Genomic DNA, 14,588 nt, shown 5'->3' on the forward strand with positions numbered 1-14,588 from the left:
CGCGCGGGCGCCGGCGGCCGCGACGATCCGGGCGCTCGCCGCGTCCCAGGCGGTCACCAGGACCAGCGGCTCACCGGGGACGTGCAGGGATCGGAAGTGCAGGGCTCGGGTGTGGTGTTCGTTCACCCGACCAGTCTGGGGTCCGCGCCGGCCGCGGCCGTAATGTTTCAGTCCCAGCTGAAACGAGGGAGGACCCCGTGGTCGCCATCGGCCTGTCCGCGGACGCGGTCGCCCGGGTCCGCTTCGCGCTCTCCTGCCTGTGGGAGGTCGTCGCCAGCGTGCGGGTGCTGCGCGACCCGGGCGACCACGCGATCCACCTGCCCTGGGTGAACCGGGTCCGGCCGCGCCTGGCCGAGGCCGGGCTGGCCGGTCCCGACGGCGGCCTGCTCTGGCAGCTGGTGCCGCCCGCGCCGGGCTACCTGGCCGACTTCCTCACCCCGCCGCCGGCCGGCCTCACCCCCGACCTGGGGCACGAGCTGTCCGCGCTGCGCGCCACCCCGCCGGACACGGTCCGCGCCCACCTCGACCTCTACCCCGGCGCCCGGCCACCGGCGCTGGCCGCCCTGTACGCCGACCCGGCGGACGGACTGCGCCGGCTGGCCGGGGAGATCGGCACCTACTGGCGGTTGGCGCTGGCCGCGGAGTGGCCCCGGATCCGGGCGCTGCTCGACGCGGAGGTGTTCCGGCGGGCCCGCCGGCTGGCCGAGGGCGGGGCCGCCGGGCTGCTGAACGACCTGCACGAGCGGGTCCGCTGGGAGGGCGAGGCCCTGCTGATCAGCCAGCGGCACTGCGCCGCCCCGGACGTGCCGGACGGCCGCGGGCTGGTCCTGGTCCCGTCGGTATTCGTCTGGCCGTCCGTGCTCAGCATCGCGGCGGGGGATGTGCCGCAGCTGGCGTACCCCGCCCGGGGCGTCGGCGCGTTGTGGGAGTGCCCGCCGACGGCGCCGGACGCCCTGGGCGCCGTGCTCGGCCGGGGTCGGGCCCGGCTGCTCGCCGAGCTGGACGCGCCGCGGTCGACCACCGAGCTGGCCCGGCGTACGGGCATGTCCCCCGCGGGCGTGTCGCAGCACCTCGCCACGCTGCGCGCCGCGGGCCTGGTGGTGACGCACCGGGCGGGCCGGTCGTTGCTGAACAGCCGGACCCCCGTCGCGGAGGCGTTGCTGACCGCCCCGGCGTGAGCGGGCGGGCATCGGGAGAAACAGGAAGGCTCGTCACCGTTGTCCGGTGACGAGCCTTCCTGTTCATCGACTGGTGGGCGATACTGGGTTTGAACCAGTGACCTCTTCCGTGTCAAGGAAGCGCGCTCCCACTGCGCCAATCGCCCTCGCAACTGCCGAGGTGGAGACGGGATTTGAACCCGTGTACACGGCTTTGCAGGCCGTTGCCTCGCCTCTCGGCCACTCCACCGAGGTTGCCCCCGTCATGCGTGGCGGCATCTCCGAGCGGACGACGGGATTCGAACCCGCGACCCTCACCTTGGCAAGGTGATGCGCTACCAGCTGCGCTACGTCCGCGTGTCTCCGGTGTTTACCGGTGACGGATGAGAACTTTAGCCGAGGCCGGGAACGGTTGCCAAATCGGGGTCCCTCCGGCGCGTCCGACGGGGTGGGCGGCGGTCTCCGCGGGGCCCTGGACAACCCCCGTAGAGCTTCCCAGGAGCCTGGGTGGCAGGTCGGTGGGCTCCGGGTTCGCGCCGACGGGTGCCGATCGAGTCGAGGGCCGGGATGCGTCCGGAGTTGCTGTCGGATTTGCGACTTGTCGTCCCGTCCGACCGGCCGCGTCGGTCACTCCCCGTGCTCACATCGATGGGCTACGGTAGCGGCGTGACGAGACGCGCCGCCGAGATCCGCCTGGATGCCCTGCTGCGCACGGCCTGTGACGTGATCGTGGAACGAGGACTCACCAACACCCGCACGGCCGACGTGGCGGAGGCCGCCGGAGTCAGCCAGGCCCTGGTCTTCTACCACTTCGCCACCAAGGAGCGGCTGCTCGCGCAGGCGTTCGCGTACGCCGTCGAGCAGGATCTGGCCCGGCTCGACGCGGTGGTCCGCTCCTCCGCCTCACCGTTGACCAAGCTGCGCCGGATGCTGCACCTCTACGCCCCGGCCGGCCGGTCGACCTCCTGGTCGATGTGGATCGACGGATGGGCCGAGTCGCTGCGCACCCCCGAGCTGGAGAAGGCGTCCCGTCGGCTCGACCTACGGTGGCGGCAGGACCTGGCCCAGGTGATCTCCGACGGCGTCGCCGACGGCACCTTCGAATGCGCGGACCCGGCCGGCGCCGCGTGGCGGATCAACGCGGTGATGGACGGCCTGGCGGTGCAGCTCGCGGTGCACGAGCGGGTGCTCACCCGCCGCCAGCTCACCGAGTGGATCCGCCTGGTCGCCGCCCGCGAGCTCGGCCTGGAACCCGCCCAGCTGGACTGACCCAGGGCACCCCGGCGGCCCCTACCGCCACCGCCCCGCCGGCGGACGCTCGAAGGCCGGGCCCCGATCGTCCGTGGCCGCCGCTTTCCCGGCCGGGCGCAGCAGTTGCCGCAGGCGCAACAGCAGGCCCGCGCCGAGGAAGAGGAGCAGGCCGCCGAGGAGGAAGCCACCCTGCACCACCCCGAAGCGCCCGGACTGCGCCACCGGCCGGCCCGCCGCACCCGGCGGCGGCAGCTCGGCCACCGCCTCGTCGCTCGGCGTCGCCTCCTCGCCGGGATCGTCCGCCGCCGGCTCCGACGCGGCCGGGTCGCTCGGCGTGACGGAACTCCCCGTCGGCCCCGGCGTCGCCTCGCTCGGCGGCGCCTCCACCCCCTCCCCGATCACCTGCCGGGTCGCCGTCTGCCGGGCTAGCAGGCGCAGGTTCTCGTCGTACGCCTCGGCGGCGAAGCTCACCCGCCCCCGGCTGACGTCCTCGGCGAAGGCCACCCGGTAGCGGGCGGTGACCGTCCGCCCGGGGCAGAGGATCCCCGGGTCCAGCTGACGGTCGGTCAGCCGGGCCACGTCCCCCTCGGTCCGGATCTCCAGCGGGAAGTCGCCGTCGTCCTCCACCCGGTCCATCTTCACCTGGTCCAACCGCAGGCCCCGCACGCCGAGCACCATCGACCAGCGCACCTTGACGCAGCCGCCGCCGTCCGAGCGGGAGACCACCGCGGAGACGGTCTCCACCCGGTTGCCGGCGGTGAACTCGTCCGGCAGCCCGCTCAGCTCGGTGGCGAAGCCGGCCGCCGCCCGCGCCGGCGCGGCCGCACCCAGGCCCGCCCCCGACAGACAGGCCAGCACCGTCCCGATCCGCAACGCGTTCCGCCACACGCTCACCACCGCCTCGTCCTCCCGTCGGTCGCGTCCAACTGGCAACGCTATGAGCGGTCCGGGCAAGCCGGTAGGCGGGCGTGTTCGCACCGACCGCCAAGCGCGAGGGCCGATTTCACGGAGGGTGGTGAACCGGTCACACCTGCCCCGCGACACGCCCGGCATCCCGGCCGGGGCAGAATCACCGGGTGTCCGACCTGTCCGCGGCCTTCGTCCGGCTGCACGCCCGGCTCGCCCCGGTCGCCTTCGTCCCCGAGGTGCGGCTGCACCAGGCCGACGAGCCGATCGGCCTGTGGGAGCTGACAGAGGGCGAGTTCCGCAGCGCCCAACCGCCACCGTTCTGGGCCTTCGCCTGGGCCGGCGGGCAGGGGCTGGCCCGCTACGTCACCGACCACCCGGAGCTGGTCGCCGGCCGCCGGGTGCTCGACCTCGCCTCCGGCTCCGGCCTGGTCGCCATCGCCGCCGCCCGCGCCGGCGCGGCGTCCGTCCGCGCGGTCGAGGTCGACGAGCGCGCCGTGGCGGCCGTCGCGCTCAATGCCGAGGCCAACGGGGTACGCGTCGACGCCGAGTTCGGCGACATCCTCGACGGCGACGCCGGAGACGCCGAGGTGGTGCTCGCCGGCGACGTCTTCTACAGCGAGGCGATGGCCCGGCGGATGCTGCGCTTCCTGCTCCGGGCCGCCCGGTCCGGAGCGCGGGTGCTGGTCGGCGATCCCGGGCGGGCGTTCCTGCCCCGCGAGCGCTTCCGCGAGCTCGCCGCGTACGACGTGCCGGTACCGGAGGCGCTGGAGAGCGTACGGGTGAAGCACACCACCGTGTGGGAGTTGAACCCGGCGCCGCCGGGGGCCGCCCGCTAACGTGTCGGCGTGCTGTTCCGGGGCTGGGGAGAGTCCGTCGACGGGCGGTGGCCGGACGTGGCGACCGTGGTCGACCACGCCGGCGTCGGTCACCTGGTGGTCACCCGGCACGCCCTGGTCCGGCGGGTGCTCACCGACCCGGTCACGTTCCGGCCGGACAACGCCCTCGAGGCGGTGACGCCGATGCCGGTGGCCGCCCTGCGGGTGCTTGCCGGGCACCGGTTCCGGCTGCCACCGACGCTCGCCAACAACTCCGGCGCCAGCCACCCGGAGATCCGCGGCATCGTCGCCGACGCGCTGCACCCCACCCGGGTGGCGGCGCAGCAGCCGTGGCTGACGGCGCTGGTCCGGGAACGGGTGGACCGACTCGCCGCCGCCCTCGACGCGGGGCAGGCCGTCGACCTGTACGCCGAACTCGCCGCCGACCTGCCGCTGCTGGTGCTGGCGCGTCTCGTGGAGCTGCCGGACGCCCCGGTCGGGGCGGTCAAGGCATTCGCCCGGGCCGCGCTGGAACTGTTCTGGGCCCCGCTGGACGCCGACCGACAGCGGACGCTCGCCACCGAGGTCGGCCGGTTCCACACCGTGCTGCGCGCGTTCGCCGCCACCGGCGGGGGGCTGGCCGCCCGGCTGCGGGCCGCCGGGCACTCTCCCGACGTGGTGGTGGGCGCGCTGTTCTTCCTGCTGGTCGCCGGCCAGGAGACCACCTCGCAGTTCCTCACCCTGCTGCTGCACCGACTGACCGGTGAACCGGCGGTACGCGCGCGGCTGCGCGCCGGCGAGGTCGCCGTCACCGACGTGGTCGAGGAGGGGCTGCGGTTGGAGCCGCCGATCGTCACCTGGCGGCGGGTGGCCGCGGTGGACACCACGCTGGGCGGGACGAAGGTGCCCGCGGGCACCAGCATCGTGGCGTGGCTGGCCCGGGCCGGCCGGGATCCCGAGGTGGTGGCCGCCCCGGCCGAGTTCAGGCCGGGACAGCGCGGTTCCCGTGGGCACCTGGCCTTCGGGGCGGGCGCGCACCGCTGCGTGGGCGCCCACCTGGCCCGGATGGAGGCGGCGGTGGTGGTCGCCGAGGCGGCTGCGCTGCTCGACGGGGTGACCGTGGTCCGCGCGCCGTGGTGCCCGGACAACCTCACCTTCCGGATGCCGGACGCATTCGTCATCCGCCGCCCCTGACCGTGCCGACGCCGCAGCCGCCCACTCCGACGCCGTCGCCGGCCGCCGGGACCTCCGGGGGGCGCGCCTATGGAGCTGATGTCGCAGACGAATCAGCGGGCGCGGCGAGAACGACCAGCCACCCTGGCGCCTGATGTCGTATCCGATTCAGCTCCACAGGACCACCGCGGTGACGCCCGGCCGGAGCGTCAGCTGATGTCCTCGGCCCAGGTACGCCAGTCGTCCAGCACCCCGTGCAGCGCCGGCGTGAGCCAGCCGGGAGCGGAGCGGCGGAACACCCCGGGGTCCATGCCGCCCGCCCCGTCGGGCAGGGCGCCGAGCAGGTTCGGCACCAGGTCGGTCAGGTTGGTCCAGTGCACCAGCTCCGGCGCGGCCGGCCAGGCGCCGATCACCACCCCGGCCGGGACGGCCCGGCGCTCCAACGCCTCCAGGGTGAGCGCGGTGTGGTTCAGCGTGCCGAGCCCGGCGCGGGCCACCACCACGGCCGGGGCGCCCAGCGACACCGCAAGGTCGGCCACCGTCCAGGGCTCGCCCGAGGGCCGCAGCCCCATCGGTACGAGCAGACCGCCGGCCCCCTCGACGAGCACCAGGTCGTGCTTGTCGGCCTCCTCGCGGACCGCGTCGACCGCCGCGTACAGCTCCAGCGGCTCCAGCTCGGCGACCCGGGCGGCGGCGAGCGGGGCGAGCGGATCCGGGTAGCTGGCCAGGGTCCGGCCGGTCAGCGGGGCGGCCAGCCGGGTCACCGAGTCGACGTCGCCGGGCTCGCCGGTGGCCGTACCGGTCTGGCCGGGCTTGATCACGGCGACCCGCAGCCCGGCGGCCTGGGCCGCCGCGGCGATCGCCGCGGTCACCACGGTCTTACCCACCTCGGTGTCCGTGCCGGTCACCAGCACCGGCCCGGTCCAGCCCCCATCGGTCATGGTGCACACTCCACGATGACGTCAAGCGCCCGTTCGTAGTCCGCGCGGGCCACCCCGGCGCTGATGGTCAGCCGGAGCCGGGAGCGGCTGTCCGGGGTGGACGGCGGCCGGAAGCAGCCCACCGCGACGCCCCGGTCCCGGCAGTCGGCCGCCCAGGCGGTCGCCGCCTCCGGGCCCGGCGCGGTGACCGAGACCACCGCCGCGTCGGGGGTGGAGACGGTCAGCCCGGCGGCGCCCAGCCGGCGCACCGCGAGCGCGGCCCGGTCGGCCAGCTCGGCGCGGAGGTCGTCGCCGGCGCGGGCCAGCCGCGCGGCGGCGGCGACCCCGGCGGCCACCGCCGGGGGCAGTGCGGTGTCGAAGATGAACGTGCGGCCCGTCTCCACCAGGTGCCGAACGAACTCGGCCGGGCCGGCGACCACTCCGCCGGCGCCGCCGAGCGCCTTCGACAGGGTGGCCGTGACCACCACGTCCGGCTCGCCGGCCAGCCCCGCGGCGGCCACCCCGCCGGCGCCGCCCGGGCCGGTCACGCCGAGCGCGTGCGCGTCGTCGACCAGCAGCAGCGCGCCGTGCCGCCGGGCGACGGCGTGCAGCGCGGCCAGCGGGGCCAGGTCGCCGTCGACCGAGAAGACCGACTCGGTGAGCACCACCGCCGGCCGGCCGGGGGCGGCGGCCAGGGCGGCGGCCACCGCGTCGACGTCGGCGTGCGGGGTCACCACGGTCTCCGCGCCGGAGATCCGGCAGCCGTCGATCAGCGAGGCGTGGTTGTGGGCGTCGGAGACGAGCAGCGTACGCGGCTGGACGACCCCCCGGACGGCGGCGAGGTTGGCCAGGTAGCCGGAGGAGAAGACCAGCGCCCGGTCGGTGCCGAGCCAGTCGGCGAGGGTGTCCTCGAGGGCGTGGTGGGCGTCGGTGGAGCCGCGGACCAGGCGCGACCCGGTGGCCCCCAGCCCGTACCCGGACAGCGCCCGCGCGGCGGCGGCCGTGACCTCGGGGTGGGTGGCCAGGCCGAGGTAGTCGTTGCCGGCCAGGTCGACCACGGCGTCGCCGGCGGCGCGGGGGCGCAGGGTGCGGGTGAACCCCGCCCTGGCCCGCAGCTCGGCGCGGCGGTCGAGCGCCGCCAGCCAGTCCGCCACCGTCACTCCCCTCGTCCGCCGCACCCGCGGGCGCTCCCGCCGGCCGAAGTTACCACCCGGCCGACCGGCGCCGGCGTGGCGCCGGCCGCCCCGCCGGGCTGCTCGGAGGCCGCTGGTGCCCGGGTCGAACGCCGGGCCTGGGCCGTTCTCCCCCCGTCCGGCGGCCTTGTAGGGTACGAGCCATGCCAGAGATCCTCGACCAGGCCCGTACCCAGGTGCTGGAGAACGGCGTCGGCCTCGACGAGGCCGGTGTCCTCGCCGTGCTGAACCTGCCCGACGAAGACGTCCCCGCCGCCCTGCAGCTCGCCCACGAGGTACGGATGCGCTGGTGCGGCCCGGAGGTCGAGGTCGAGGGCATCGTCTCGCTGAAGACCGGCGGCTGCCCGGAGGACTGCCACTTCTGCTCGCAGTCGGGCCTGTTCACCTCACCGGTCCGCTCGGTCTGGCTGGACATCCCGTCGCTGGTGGAGGCGGCGAAGCAGACCGCGAAGTCCGGGGCGACGGAGTTCTGCATCGTGGCCGCGGTGCGCGGCCCGGACGCCCGGCTGATGAAGCAGATGCGCGAGGGTGTGGCCGCCATCAAGGCGGAGGTCGACATCCAGGTCGCCGCGTCGCTGGGCATGCTCACCCAGGAGCAGGTCGACGAGCTGGTCGAGATGGGCGTGCACCGCTACAACCACAACCTGGAGACCTGCCGCTCCTACTTCCCGAACGTGGTCACCACGCACTCCTGGGAGGAGCGCTGGGAGACGCTGAAGATGGTCCGCGAGTCGGGCATGGAGGTCTGCTGCGGCGGCATCCTCGGCCTCGGCGAGACCGTCGAGCAGCGCGCCGAGTTCGCCGCGCAGCTCGCCGAGCTGGACCCGCACGAGGTCCCGCTGAACTTCCTCAACCCCCGCCCGGGCACCCCGCTCGGCGACCGCCCGGTGGTGGAGGGCAAGGACGCGCTGCGGGCCATCGCCGCATTCCGGCTGGCCATGCCGCGGACGATCCTGCGGTACGCGGGCGGCCGCGAGATCACCCTCGGCGACCTGGGCACCCGGGACGGCCTGCTGGGCGGCATCAACGCGGTGATCGTCGGCAACTATCTGACCACCCTGGGCCGGCCGGCGACGGCGGACCTCGACCTGCTCGAGGACCTGAAGATGCCGGTCAAGGCGCTCTCCGCGACGCTGTGAGGCCGCCGGTGACCGAGCTGTGGTGCGACCGTTGCGGTGAAGCCGCCGCGGCGGGTCCCCACGAGGCGTGCGCGGCGGCCCGGGCGCTGGAGCCGCCGCGCTACTGCGCGCGCTGTCGGCGCCGGATGAAGGTGCAGGTCCTGCCGGTCGGCTGGTCGGCGGTCTGCGTCGAGCACGGCGAGATCCGGGGCTGAGGCCGTGCTGCGGGGGCGGGCGGTGACACTGCGACCGGCGACGGACGCGGACGTGCCGGCCCTCGCGGCGATCCGGGCCACGCCGGAGGTCCGCCACTGGTGGCGCGGCGGCGACGACCTGGCCGAGGCGGTCCGCGCCGACCTGGCCGACGACGACCTGACCGTGTACGCCATCGAGCACGACGGCCGGCTGGCCGGCGCGATCCAGTGGTACGCCGAACCCGACCCGGACTACCGGCACGCCGCGATGGACATCTTCCTCGACCCGGCGGTCCGCGGCGCCGGCCTCGGCGGCGACGCGATCCGCACCCTGGCCCGACACCTGGTCGACGAGCACGGCCACCACCGGTTCACGATCGACCCGGCGGCGGCGAACACCGCCGCGATCCGGGCGTACGCGAAGGCGGGCTTCCGCCCGGTCGGCATCATGCGCCGGTACGAGCGCGGTGCCGACGGCCGCTGGCACGACGCCCTCCTGATGGACCTCCTCGCCGACGACCTGCCCGACTGAGTCAGCGGGTGGCGATCCAGTAGCGCCGGATCCGGCCCAGCTCGGTGTCCCGGACGTCCTCCAGCACCCCGCCGTGGCGCTCGATGATGCGTGCCGAGGCGGTGTTGTCGTCGTCGCAGGTGACCAGGACCGGATCGATGCCCCGTCGGGCGGCCTCGCTGAGCGCCACGCCCAGCGCGAAGGTCGCCACGCCCCGCCGCCGGGCCGAGGGGCGCACGCCGTAGCCGATGTGGCCGCCGTACTCCTGGGAGAGCCGGGCGAGGGCGGAGGTGAAGCCGGCGTTGTAGTCGGTGGCGACCTCGTTCATCACGTAGTCGGAGCGACTGTCGGCGTACGCGTCGTTGGCCGCGGAGTTGTCAGCTCAGGCCGATCGTCCGATGTCGTCACCCCACGGACCACATGCGATCATGTGCCGCCCCCTCACCCGATCTCGGAGGACTATTCATGCCACAGCGTCGGCACGTGATGCGCGCGGCCCTCACCGCTGCCGCCGCCACGGCCTGCCTCGCCTTCGCCGCTCCGGCCTGGGCGGGCGCATCCCTGACCGGGAACCCGCACAACCCGCCGGGTGACAACGGCACGGTGAAGATCGACGGTGCCCCGTTCGAGGACAAGGTCGACAACCAGCCGCACGTCACCTGCGACTTCGAGCTGGAGTTCTTCAACTTCGACGAGGGCCAGAAGGCGAACATCACCCTCTGGGCGCAGCCACCGTCGAGCAGCCCGAAGGACAAGGTCGTCTGGTCGGTCAAGAACTACGTGATCAGCAACGACCCGGCCGCCGGCGCGCAGAACGACCACGACGAGGTCATCAGGCTCTCCGCCAAGGACCTGGACCTGGCCGGACTGAAGCTCCAGGAGCAGCAGGGCTACCACATCAAGCTGGACGTCGACCTGACCGACGGCAAGGCGTTCGACGACAAGCACAAGGTGTTCTGGCTGAAGCCGTGCGAGTCGCCGTCGCCGACCCCGTCCAACCCGGGCGAGGAGTCGCCGACCCCGAACCCGGGCCAGTCGGGCGGCTCGTCGGAGAACCCGTCGTCCGCCGGTGGCGGCAGCGGCGGCGGCAGCGGCACCGAGGGCGGCCTGCCGCTGACCGGCGTGGCCGCGACCAGCACCGCGCTGACCGGTCTCGCGCTGATCGGTGGCGGTGTCGCGCTGATGGTGCTCCGCCGTCGCCGCGACAAGATCACCTTCACCAGCTGACCCCGCGCCAGCAGCGACCGGCCGTCGGACCTCCGTCCGGCGGCCGGTTCCGCCTGTCCGGGCCGGATTGCCTCGACGCCAGGGCAGCAACCCGTGCCCACCGCTCACCGTCGACCCGGCCAGGGACCCCCTGAGCAGCCGGTCTCCGATATGATCTTGACTGTGGACGCTCTCGACCCGACCCGGACCGCCGTCGTCCTGATCGACCTGCAACGGCGCATCGTGGACCTGCCCACCGCCCCGCACTCCGGTGCGGACGTGGCGACCCGCTGCGTCGCGCTCGCCGACGCCGCCCGCACCGCCGGCGCCACCGTCGTGGCGGTCCGGGTCGAGCGCCCCGGCCCGGACCCGCAGCCGGCGGGGAGCGAGCTGATTAGCGAGGCGATCCCGCGCGACGGCGACCTGACCATCGTCAAGCACAGCTGGGGCGCCTTCCACGAGACCGGGCTGGACGCCGCCCTGCGCGAGCGGGGCGTCGACACGCTGGTCGTCGCCGGACTGGTCACCAACTTCGGGGTGGAGCAGACCGCCCGGGTGGGCGAGGAGATCGGCTACCGCGTGGTCTTCCCGCACGACGCGATGTCCGGACTGGACGCTTACGCGCACGAGTTCGCCGTCGACTACATCTTCCGCCGGCTCGGCACGGTCTGCTCGACCGACGACGCGATCGCGGCGCTGCGCGGCGCTCCAGCCGCCGTTGAACCGGATCCGGTATAGATCCGTACTGACGGGTAGCCCGGTCGATGCCGCCCGGGCATGGATCACATCATCGGTATGCTTCCATTTACTTGAGGCGTACTCCCAGGTCCGAGCCGGTGGTCGACGGCCGCGAGGTTCCGCGGTCGACGTCGGACGGCGGGCCTGGTGTCCTGGCATACGAGCGTACGGTTGCCGCCGCGCTCGACGGCGCGGGACAGTACCCGACACCAGCGGTGCCATCGACGCCGCCGCTCCCCCGGTCAACCCTGAGGAGAACGCGATGGCTCTCAGACTCGCCGACGGCACCGCCTGGTCCGACACCCTCGCCCGCGCGGTGGCCGCCGCACCGGAGGCCTTCGGAGCGCCGGTCGACGGCGTCACCATGCTGCACAACCTGGTCGAGGGCGACTGGCGGGCGGTCGGGGCGCCCACCGGCGTCCGCACCCCGGTCGACAACACCGTCCTGGTCAACCTGGCCCGGCTCGACGCCGACTCGGCCCGCAGGGCGGTAGCCCACGCCGCCGCCGCGCACCGGGAGTGGGCGCGGACCCCGCTCGCCGACCGCAAGGCCCGGGTCACCGACGCGCTGGACGCGCTCACCGCGCACCGCGACCTGCTCGCCATGCTGCTGGTCTGGGAGATCGGCAAGCCGTGGCGGCTCGCCTGCGCCGACGTGGACCGTGCCCTGGACGGCGTCCGCTGGTACGTCGGCGAGATCGACCGGATGCTCGCCGACGGCCGGGAGGCGCTGCCCGGCCCGGTCAGCAACATCGCCTCCTGGAACTACCCGATGAGCGTGCTGGTCCACGCCGAGCTGGTGCAGCTGCTCGCCGGCAACGCGGTCATCGCCAAGACCCCGTCCCAGGGCGGCGCGGTCTGCCTCACCGTCGCACACGCCCTGATGCGCCGCGCCGGACTCCCCGCCACGCTCGTCTCCGGCGGCGGTGAGGAGCTGTCCGAGGTTCTGGTCCGGGCGCCGGAGATCGGCGCGGTCGCCTTCGTCGGCGGCCGCTCCAACGGCGGCAAGGTCGCCGCCGCGCTGCTCGACTCCGACAAGCGGCACTTCATCGAGCAGGAAGGCCTCAACGCCTGGGGCATCTGGAACTTCTCCCAGTGGGACCTGCTCGCCGCGCACCTGAAGAAGGGCTTCGAGTACGGCAAGCAGCGCTGCACCGCATACCCGCGGTTCGTGGTCCAGCGCGACCTGGTCGACGAGTTCCTCGACATGTACCTCCCGGTGGTGCGCTCCGTCCGGTTCGGACACCCGCTCGCCGTCGACGCCGACTGGTCGGCCGGCGACCCGCTGCCCGAGCTCGACTTCGGCCCGCTGATCAGCGCCGCCAAGGCCGAGGAGCTGCGCCGCAAGGTCGACGAGGCGGTACGCGGCGGCGCGGTGCCGCTGCACCGCGGCAAGCTCGACGGCGCGCCGTTCCTCGACGGCCAGGACACCTCGGCGTACGTGGCCCCGGCGGTGCTGCTCGCCCCGCCCGGCCGGTCCCGGCTGATGCACGCCGAGCCGTTCGGCCCGGTCGACACCATCGTCGTGGTCGACACCACCGACGAGCTGCTGGCCGCGATGAACGCCTCCAACGGCGCGCTCGTGGCGTCGCTGGCCTGCGACGACACCGACGAGGCGGCGAAGCTCGCGGTCGACCTCCAGGCGTTCAAGGTGGGCATCAACAAGCCACGCTCGCGGGGCGACCGGGAGGAGCCGTTCGGCGGCCGGGGCGCCTCCTGGAAGGGCGCCTTCGTCGGTGGCGACCTGCTCGTCCACGCGGTCACAGTCGGCGGGGACGGCCGGCTCTACGGCAACTTCCCCGACTACAACAGCTACCCGGCCACCTGACGCGCTGACGTCCGTCGGTGACCGCAGCGGGCGCAGGGCCGGCCGGGCCGGACATGGGCAGGGCCCCCGCACCGGGGGCCCTGCCGTTTCACTGTCCTCCGCACCGGAGGTCGGCCGGTCCCACCGGGCGGGCCGGGCGTCAACCCGGCCGCGCCCACCCCGCCCGCTACGGTCGGCGGGGGCCGGGCAGGCTGACCGGGCCGTACGCCCGACCGGCCCGGGCCGGGTCGACGGCCAGCGGCACCGTCACGCTGACCAGTGAGCCGTCCCGCTCCGTCGTCGCCGGCCGGTCGAGTCGGGCCACCGTCCGCAGCATCGGGGCGTTCTCCGCCTGGGTGTGCAGGACCAGGGCGCCGTACCCGGCCCGCTCGGCGCGCCCGGCCAGGCGGCGGAGCAGGGCGGTGCCGAGGCCACGTCGCTGCCAGTCGTCCCGGACCAGCAGCGCCACCTCGGCCTCGTCCCCCTCCGCGAGCAGGTTCGCCATCGCGACGACCGACTCCGCCTCCCCGCCGGAGCCGGCGCTCTGCGCGACGAGGGTGACGCCTCGCGCCGGTTCGAGCAGCCGACGCAGCCGGGGCGCCGACGGGCACGCCGCGCCACCCAGGTACCGGCGCTGCCGGCTCCGCGCCGAGCAGGCCTCGTGCAGCTCCACCACGCCCGGCAGGTCGTCCACCGTCGCCGGCCGGACCAGCAGCTCCGACCCGTCGGGCAGGAGCAGGGTGACCTGGTCCGCCGACCGGCGGGCCACCGTGGCGGCCAGCTCGACGAGCGCCTGCGCCCGGGCGTACTCGGCCGGGGTGAAGCTGGGCGCGGCCCGGCGCAGCTCAAACGACCCGCCGGTCGGGTCGGCGAGCAGCATCGTCGCCGCGCCGACCCGGGACCGGGCGCCGACCGGCACCGGCCGCCAGGCCACGGCGTCCGCGCCGAGCAGGGCACGCAGCGCCTCCCCGGTCGCGTCCGGGTCGAGGACCAGCCGGGTGGCCAGGCCGAGCACCCGGGTGGGCTGGTCGGCCAGGCCGCGCGCCTCGCTGCGCGCCACCCAGCAGTCCCGTCCGCGCCCCCGCTCGACGGCGGCCAACAGGTCCGCCTCGTTCAGGTGGTCGGGCGCGTCGACGAGGAAGTCGTCGACGGCGCCCACCTCCGTGGTGTGCACCTGCACGGTGAGGATGTTGACCCCGCGCAACGCGAGGCTCGCCGTGAGGACCGACAGGTAGCCCGGTCGGTCGTCCACGGTGGCTCGGATCCGCCATAGCGTCATGTCTGCTCCCTTCCTCACCACAAGACCCTGCCGGCCGGCTGTTGCGCCGTCGTTGCCCGACGGTGACACCCACCAACCGGTCAGGTGACGCTGGTCACGGGCGGGGCGCCGACCAGGTCGAGGCGGTCGCCGAGGATCACCGCGCTGGCCCGGACCAGCTGGGCCAGCCGGTCCACCTCGGTGGAGTGGAACGCGGCGGACGCGAGGGGCTCGCTGTGGTCCCGCGCCACCACCAGCACCAGACCGGCACGGCCGAACGGAGCGACCGCGTAGTGGTCACCGTCCGCGGTGGTCATCGAGCGGGCCCGCAGCGGGGT

At 74.7% G+C, this 14,588-nt stretch carries 14 protein-coding genes, 3 tRNA genes and 2 pseudogenes; 10 read left to right on the forward strand and 9 right to left on the reverse strand.

The genetic code is table 11. The annotated features are described in order from the left end of the window. The first annotated feature begins 197 nt into the window (after window positions 1–197). Window positions 198–1,178, forward strand: coding sequence for an ArsR/SmtB family transcription factor (locus SLP03_RS30260; protein WP_319464060.1), 981 nt, complete (start codon window positions 198–200; stop codon window positions 1,176–1,178). A 71-nt stretch (window positions 1,179–1,249) separates the two neighbouring features. Here SLP03_RS30260 and SLP03_RS30265 read toward each other — a convergent pair. The 3 genes from SLP03_RS30265 to SLP03_RS30275 form a co-directional block, all read right to left on the reverse strand. Further along, a tRNA-Val gene (locus tag SLP03_RS30265) sits at window positions 1,250–1,324 on the reverse strand. A gap of 12 nt (window positions 1,325–1,336) precedes the next feature. After that, window positions 1,337–1,407, reverse strand: a tRNA-Cys gene (locus SLP03_RS30270). Window positions 1,408–1,441: 34 nt separating this feature from the next. Continuing rightward, window positions 1,442–1,514 (reverse strand) — tRNA-Gly (locus SLP03_RS30275). Between the two features lie 309 nt (window positions 1,515–1,823). Between SLP03_RS30275 and SLP03_RS30280 the strand changes: the two genes are divergently transcribed. Continuing rightward, entirely contained in the window at window positions 1,824–2,426 is a 603-nt protein-coding gene (locus SLP03_RS30280; RefSeq protein WP_319464061.1) for a TetR/AcrR family transcriptional regulator, read from the forward strand. A 21-nt stretch (window positions 2,427–2,447) separates the two neighbouring features. On the opposite strand, the gene SLP03_RS30285 is transcribed toward SLP03_RS30280, so the two are convergent. Continuing rightward, window positions 2,448–3,302, reverse strand: a complete 855-nt coding sequence (locus SLP03_RS30285) for a hypothetical protein (protein WP_319464062.1) — start codon at window positions 3,300–3,302, stop codon at window positions 2,448–2,450. 182 nt (window positions 3,303–3,484) lie between these two features. Between SLP03_RS30285 and SLP03_RS30290 the strand changes: the two genes are divergently transcribed. After that, window positions 3,485–4,153 (forward strand): class I SAM-dependent methyltransferase, encoded by a 669-nt coding sequence (locus SLP03_RS30290; RefSeq protein ID WP_319464063.1) that lies wholly within the window; start codon window positions 3,485–3,487, stop codon window positions 4,151–4,153. A 9-nt stretch (window positions 4,154–4,162) separates the two neighbouring features. Continuing rightward, window positions 4,163–5,326 (forward strand): cytochrome P450, encoded by a 1,164-nt coding sequence (locus SLP03_RS30295; RefSeq protein ID WP_413644767.1) that lies wholly within the window; start codon window positions 4,163–4,165, stop codon window positions 5,324–5,326. Between the two features lie 188 nt (window positions 5,327–5,514). On the opposite strand, the gene bioD is transcribed toward SLP03_RS30295, so the two are convergent. Together bioD and SLP03_RS30305 are read right to left on the reverse strand one after the other, a co-directional pair. Next, the gene (bioD, locus tag SLP03_RS30300; RefSeq protein WP_319464064.1) at window positions 5,515–6,246 is read right to left on the reverse strand and encodes a dethiobiotin synthase; all 732 of its coding nucleotides are present in this window, start codon (window positions 6,244–6,246) and stop codon (window positions 5,515–5,517) included. After that, window positions 6,243–7,379: an 8-amino-7-oxononanoate synthase gene (locus SLP03_RS30305; RefSeq protein ID WP_319464065.1), complete on the reverse strand. Its 1,137-nt coding sequence runs from the start codon at window positions 7,377–7,379 to the stop codon at window positions 6,243–6,245. Before SLP03_RS30305 ends, bioD begins: the two co-directional genes overlap by 4 nt. Before the next feature lie 182 nt (window positions 7,380–7,561). Between SLP03_RS30305 and bioB the strand changes: the two genes are divergently transcribed. The 3 genes from bioB to SLP03_RS30320 are packed head-to-tail and all read left to right on the forward strand — an operon-like array spanning window position 7,562 to window position 9,262. Beyond that, the gene (gene bioB, locus SLP03_RS30310; RefSeq protein ID WP_319464066.1) at window positions 7,562–8,557 is read left to right on the forward strand and encodes a biotin synthase BioB; all 996 of its coding nucleotides are present in this window, start codon (window positions 7,562–7,564) and stop codon (window positions 8,555–8,557) included. Then, complete coding sequence (locus tag SLP03_RS30315) at window positions 8,554–8,751, forward strand: hypothetical protein (RefSeq protein WP_319464067.1); 198 nt, start codon at window positions 8,554–8,556, stop codon at window positions 8,749–8,751. Before bioB ends, SLP03_RS30315 begins: the two co-directional genes overlap by 4 nt. A 4-nt stretch (window positions 8,752–8,755) precedes the next feature. Further along, a complete protein-coding gene (locus SLP03_RS30320; protein WP_319464068.1) occupies window positions 8,756–9,262 on the forward strand; it encodes a GNAT family protein in 507 nt (168 codons plus the stop codon). 1 nt (window position 9,263) lies between these two features. On the opposite strand, the pseudogene SLP03_RS30325 reads toward SLP03_RS30320, so the two are convergent. Next, a pseudogene (locus SLP03_RS30325) lies at window positions 9,264–9,614 on the reverse strand (GNAT family N-acetyltransferase); the annotation flags it as partial. Window positions 9,615–9,706: 92 nt separating this feature from the next. Between SLP03_RS30325 and SLP03_RS30330 the strand changes: the two are divergent. The 3 genes from SLP03_RS30330 to SLP03_RS30340 all read left to right on the forward strand — a co-directional run bounded on the left by SLP03_RS30330 (window position 9,707) and on the right by SLP03_RS30340 (window position 13,013). After that, window positions 9,707–10,468, forward strand: a complete 762-nt coding sequence (locus tag SLP03_RS30330) for an LPXTG cell wall anchor domain-containing protein (RefSeq protein WP_319464070.1) — start codon at window positions 9,707–9,709, stop codon at window positions 10,466–10,468. A 162-nt stretch (window positions 10,469–10,630) separates the two neighbouring features. After that, window positions 10,631–11,185 carry an isochorismatase family protein gene (locus SLP03_RS30335; protein ID WP_319464071.1) on the forward strand — a complete coding sequence of 185 codons (555 nt, stop codon included), beginning with the start codon at window positions 10,631–10,633 and terminating at the stop codon, window positions 11,183–11,185. Window positions 11,186–11,447: 262 nt separating this feature from the next. Further along, window positions 11,448–13,013 carry an aldehyde dehydrogenase family protein gene (locus SLP03_RS30340; protein ID WP_319464072.1) on the forward strand — a complete coding sequence of 522 codons (1,566 nt, stop codon included), beginning with the start codon at window positions 11,448–11,450 and terminating at the stop codon, window positions 13,011–13,013. A gap of 166 nt (window positions 13,014–13,179) precedes the next feature. Here the strand turns inward: SLP03_RS30340 and SLP03_RS30345 are convergent, their stop codons facing one another. Continuing rightward, complete coding sequence (locus SLP03_RS30345) at window positions 13,180–14,271, reverse strand: GNAT family N-acetyltransferase (RefSeq protein WP_319464073.1); 1,092 nt, start codon at window positions 14,269–14,271, stop codon at window positions 13,180–13,182. A gap of 80 nt (window positions 14,272–14,351) precedes the next feature. Further along, a pseudogene (locus SLP03_RS30350) lies at window positions 14,352–14,588 on the reverse strand (amino acid-binding protein); the annotation flags it as partial.

This window comes from Micromonospora sp. RTP1Z1, from assembly GCF_033804685.1.
GTDB lineage: Bacteria > Actinomycetota > Actinomycetes > Mycobacteriales > Micromonosporaceae > Micromonospora.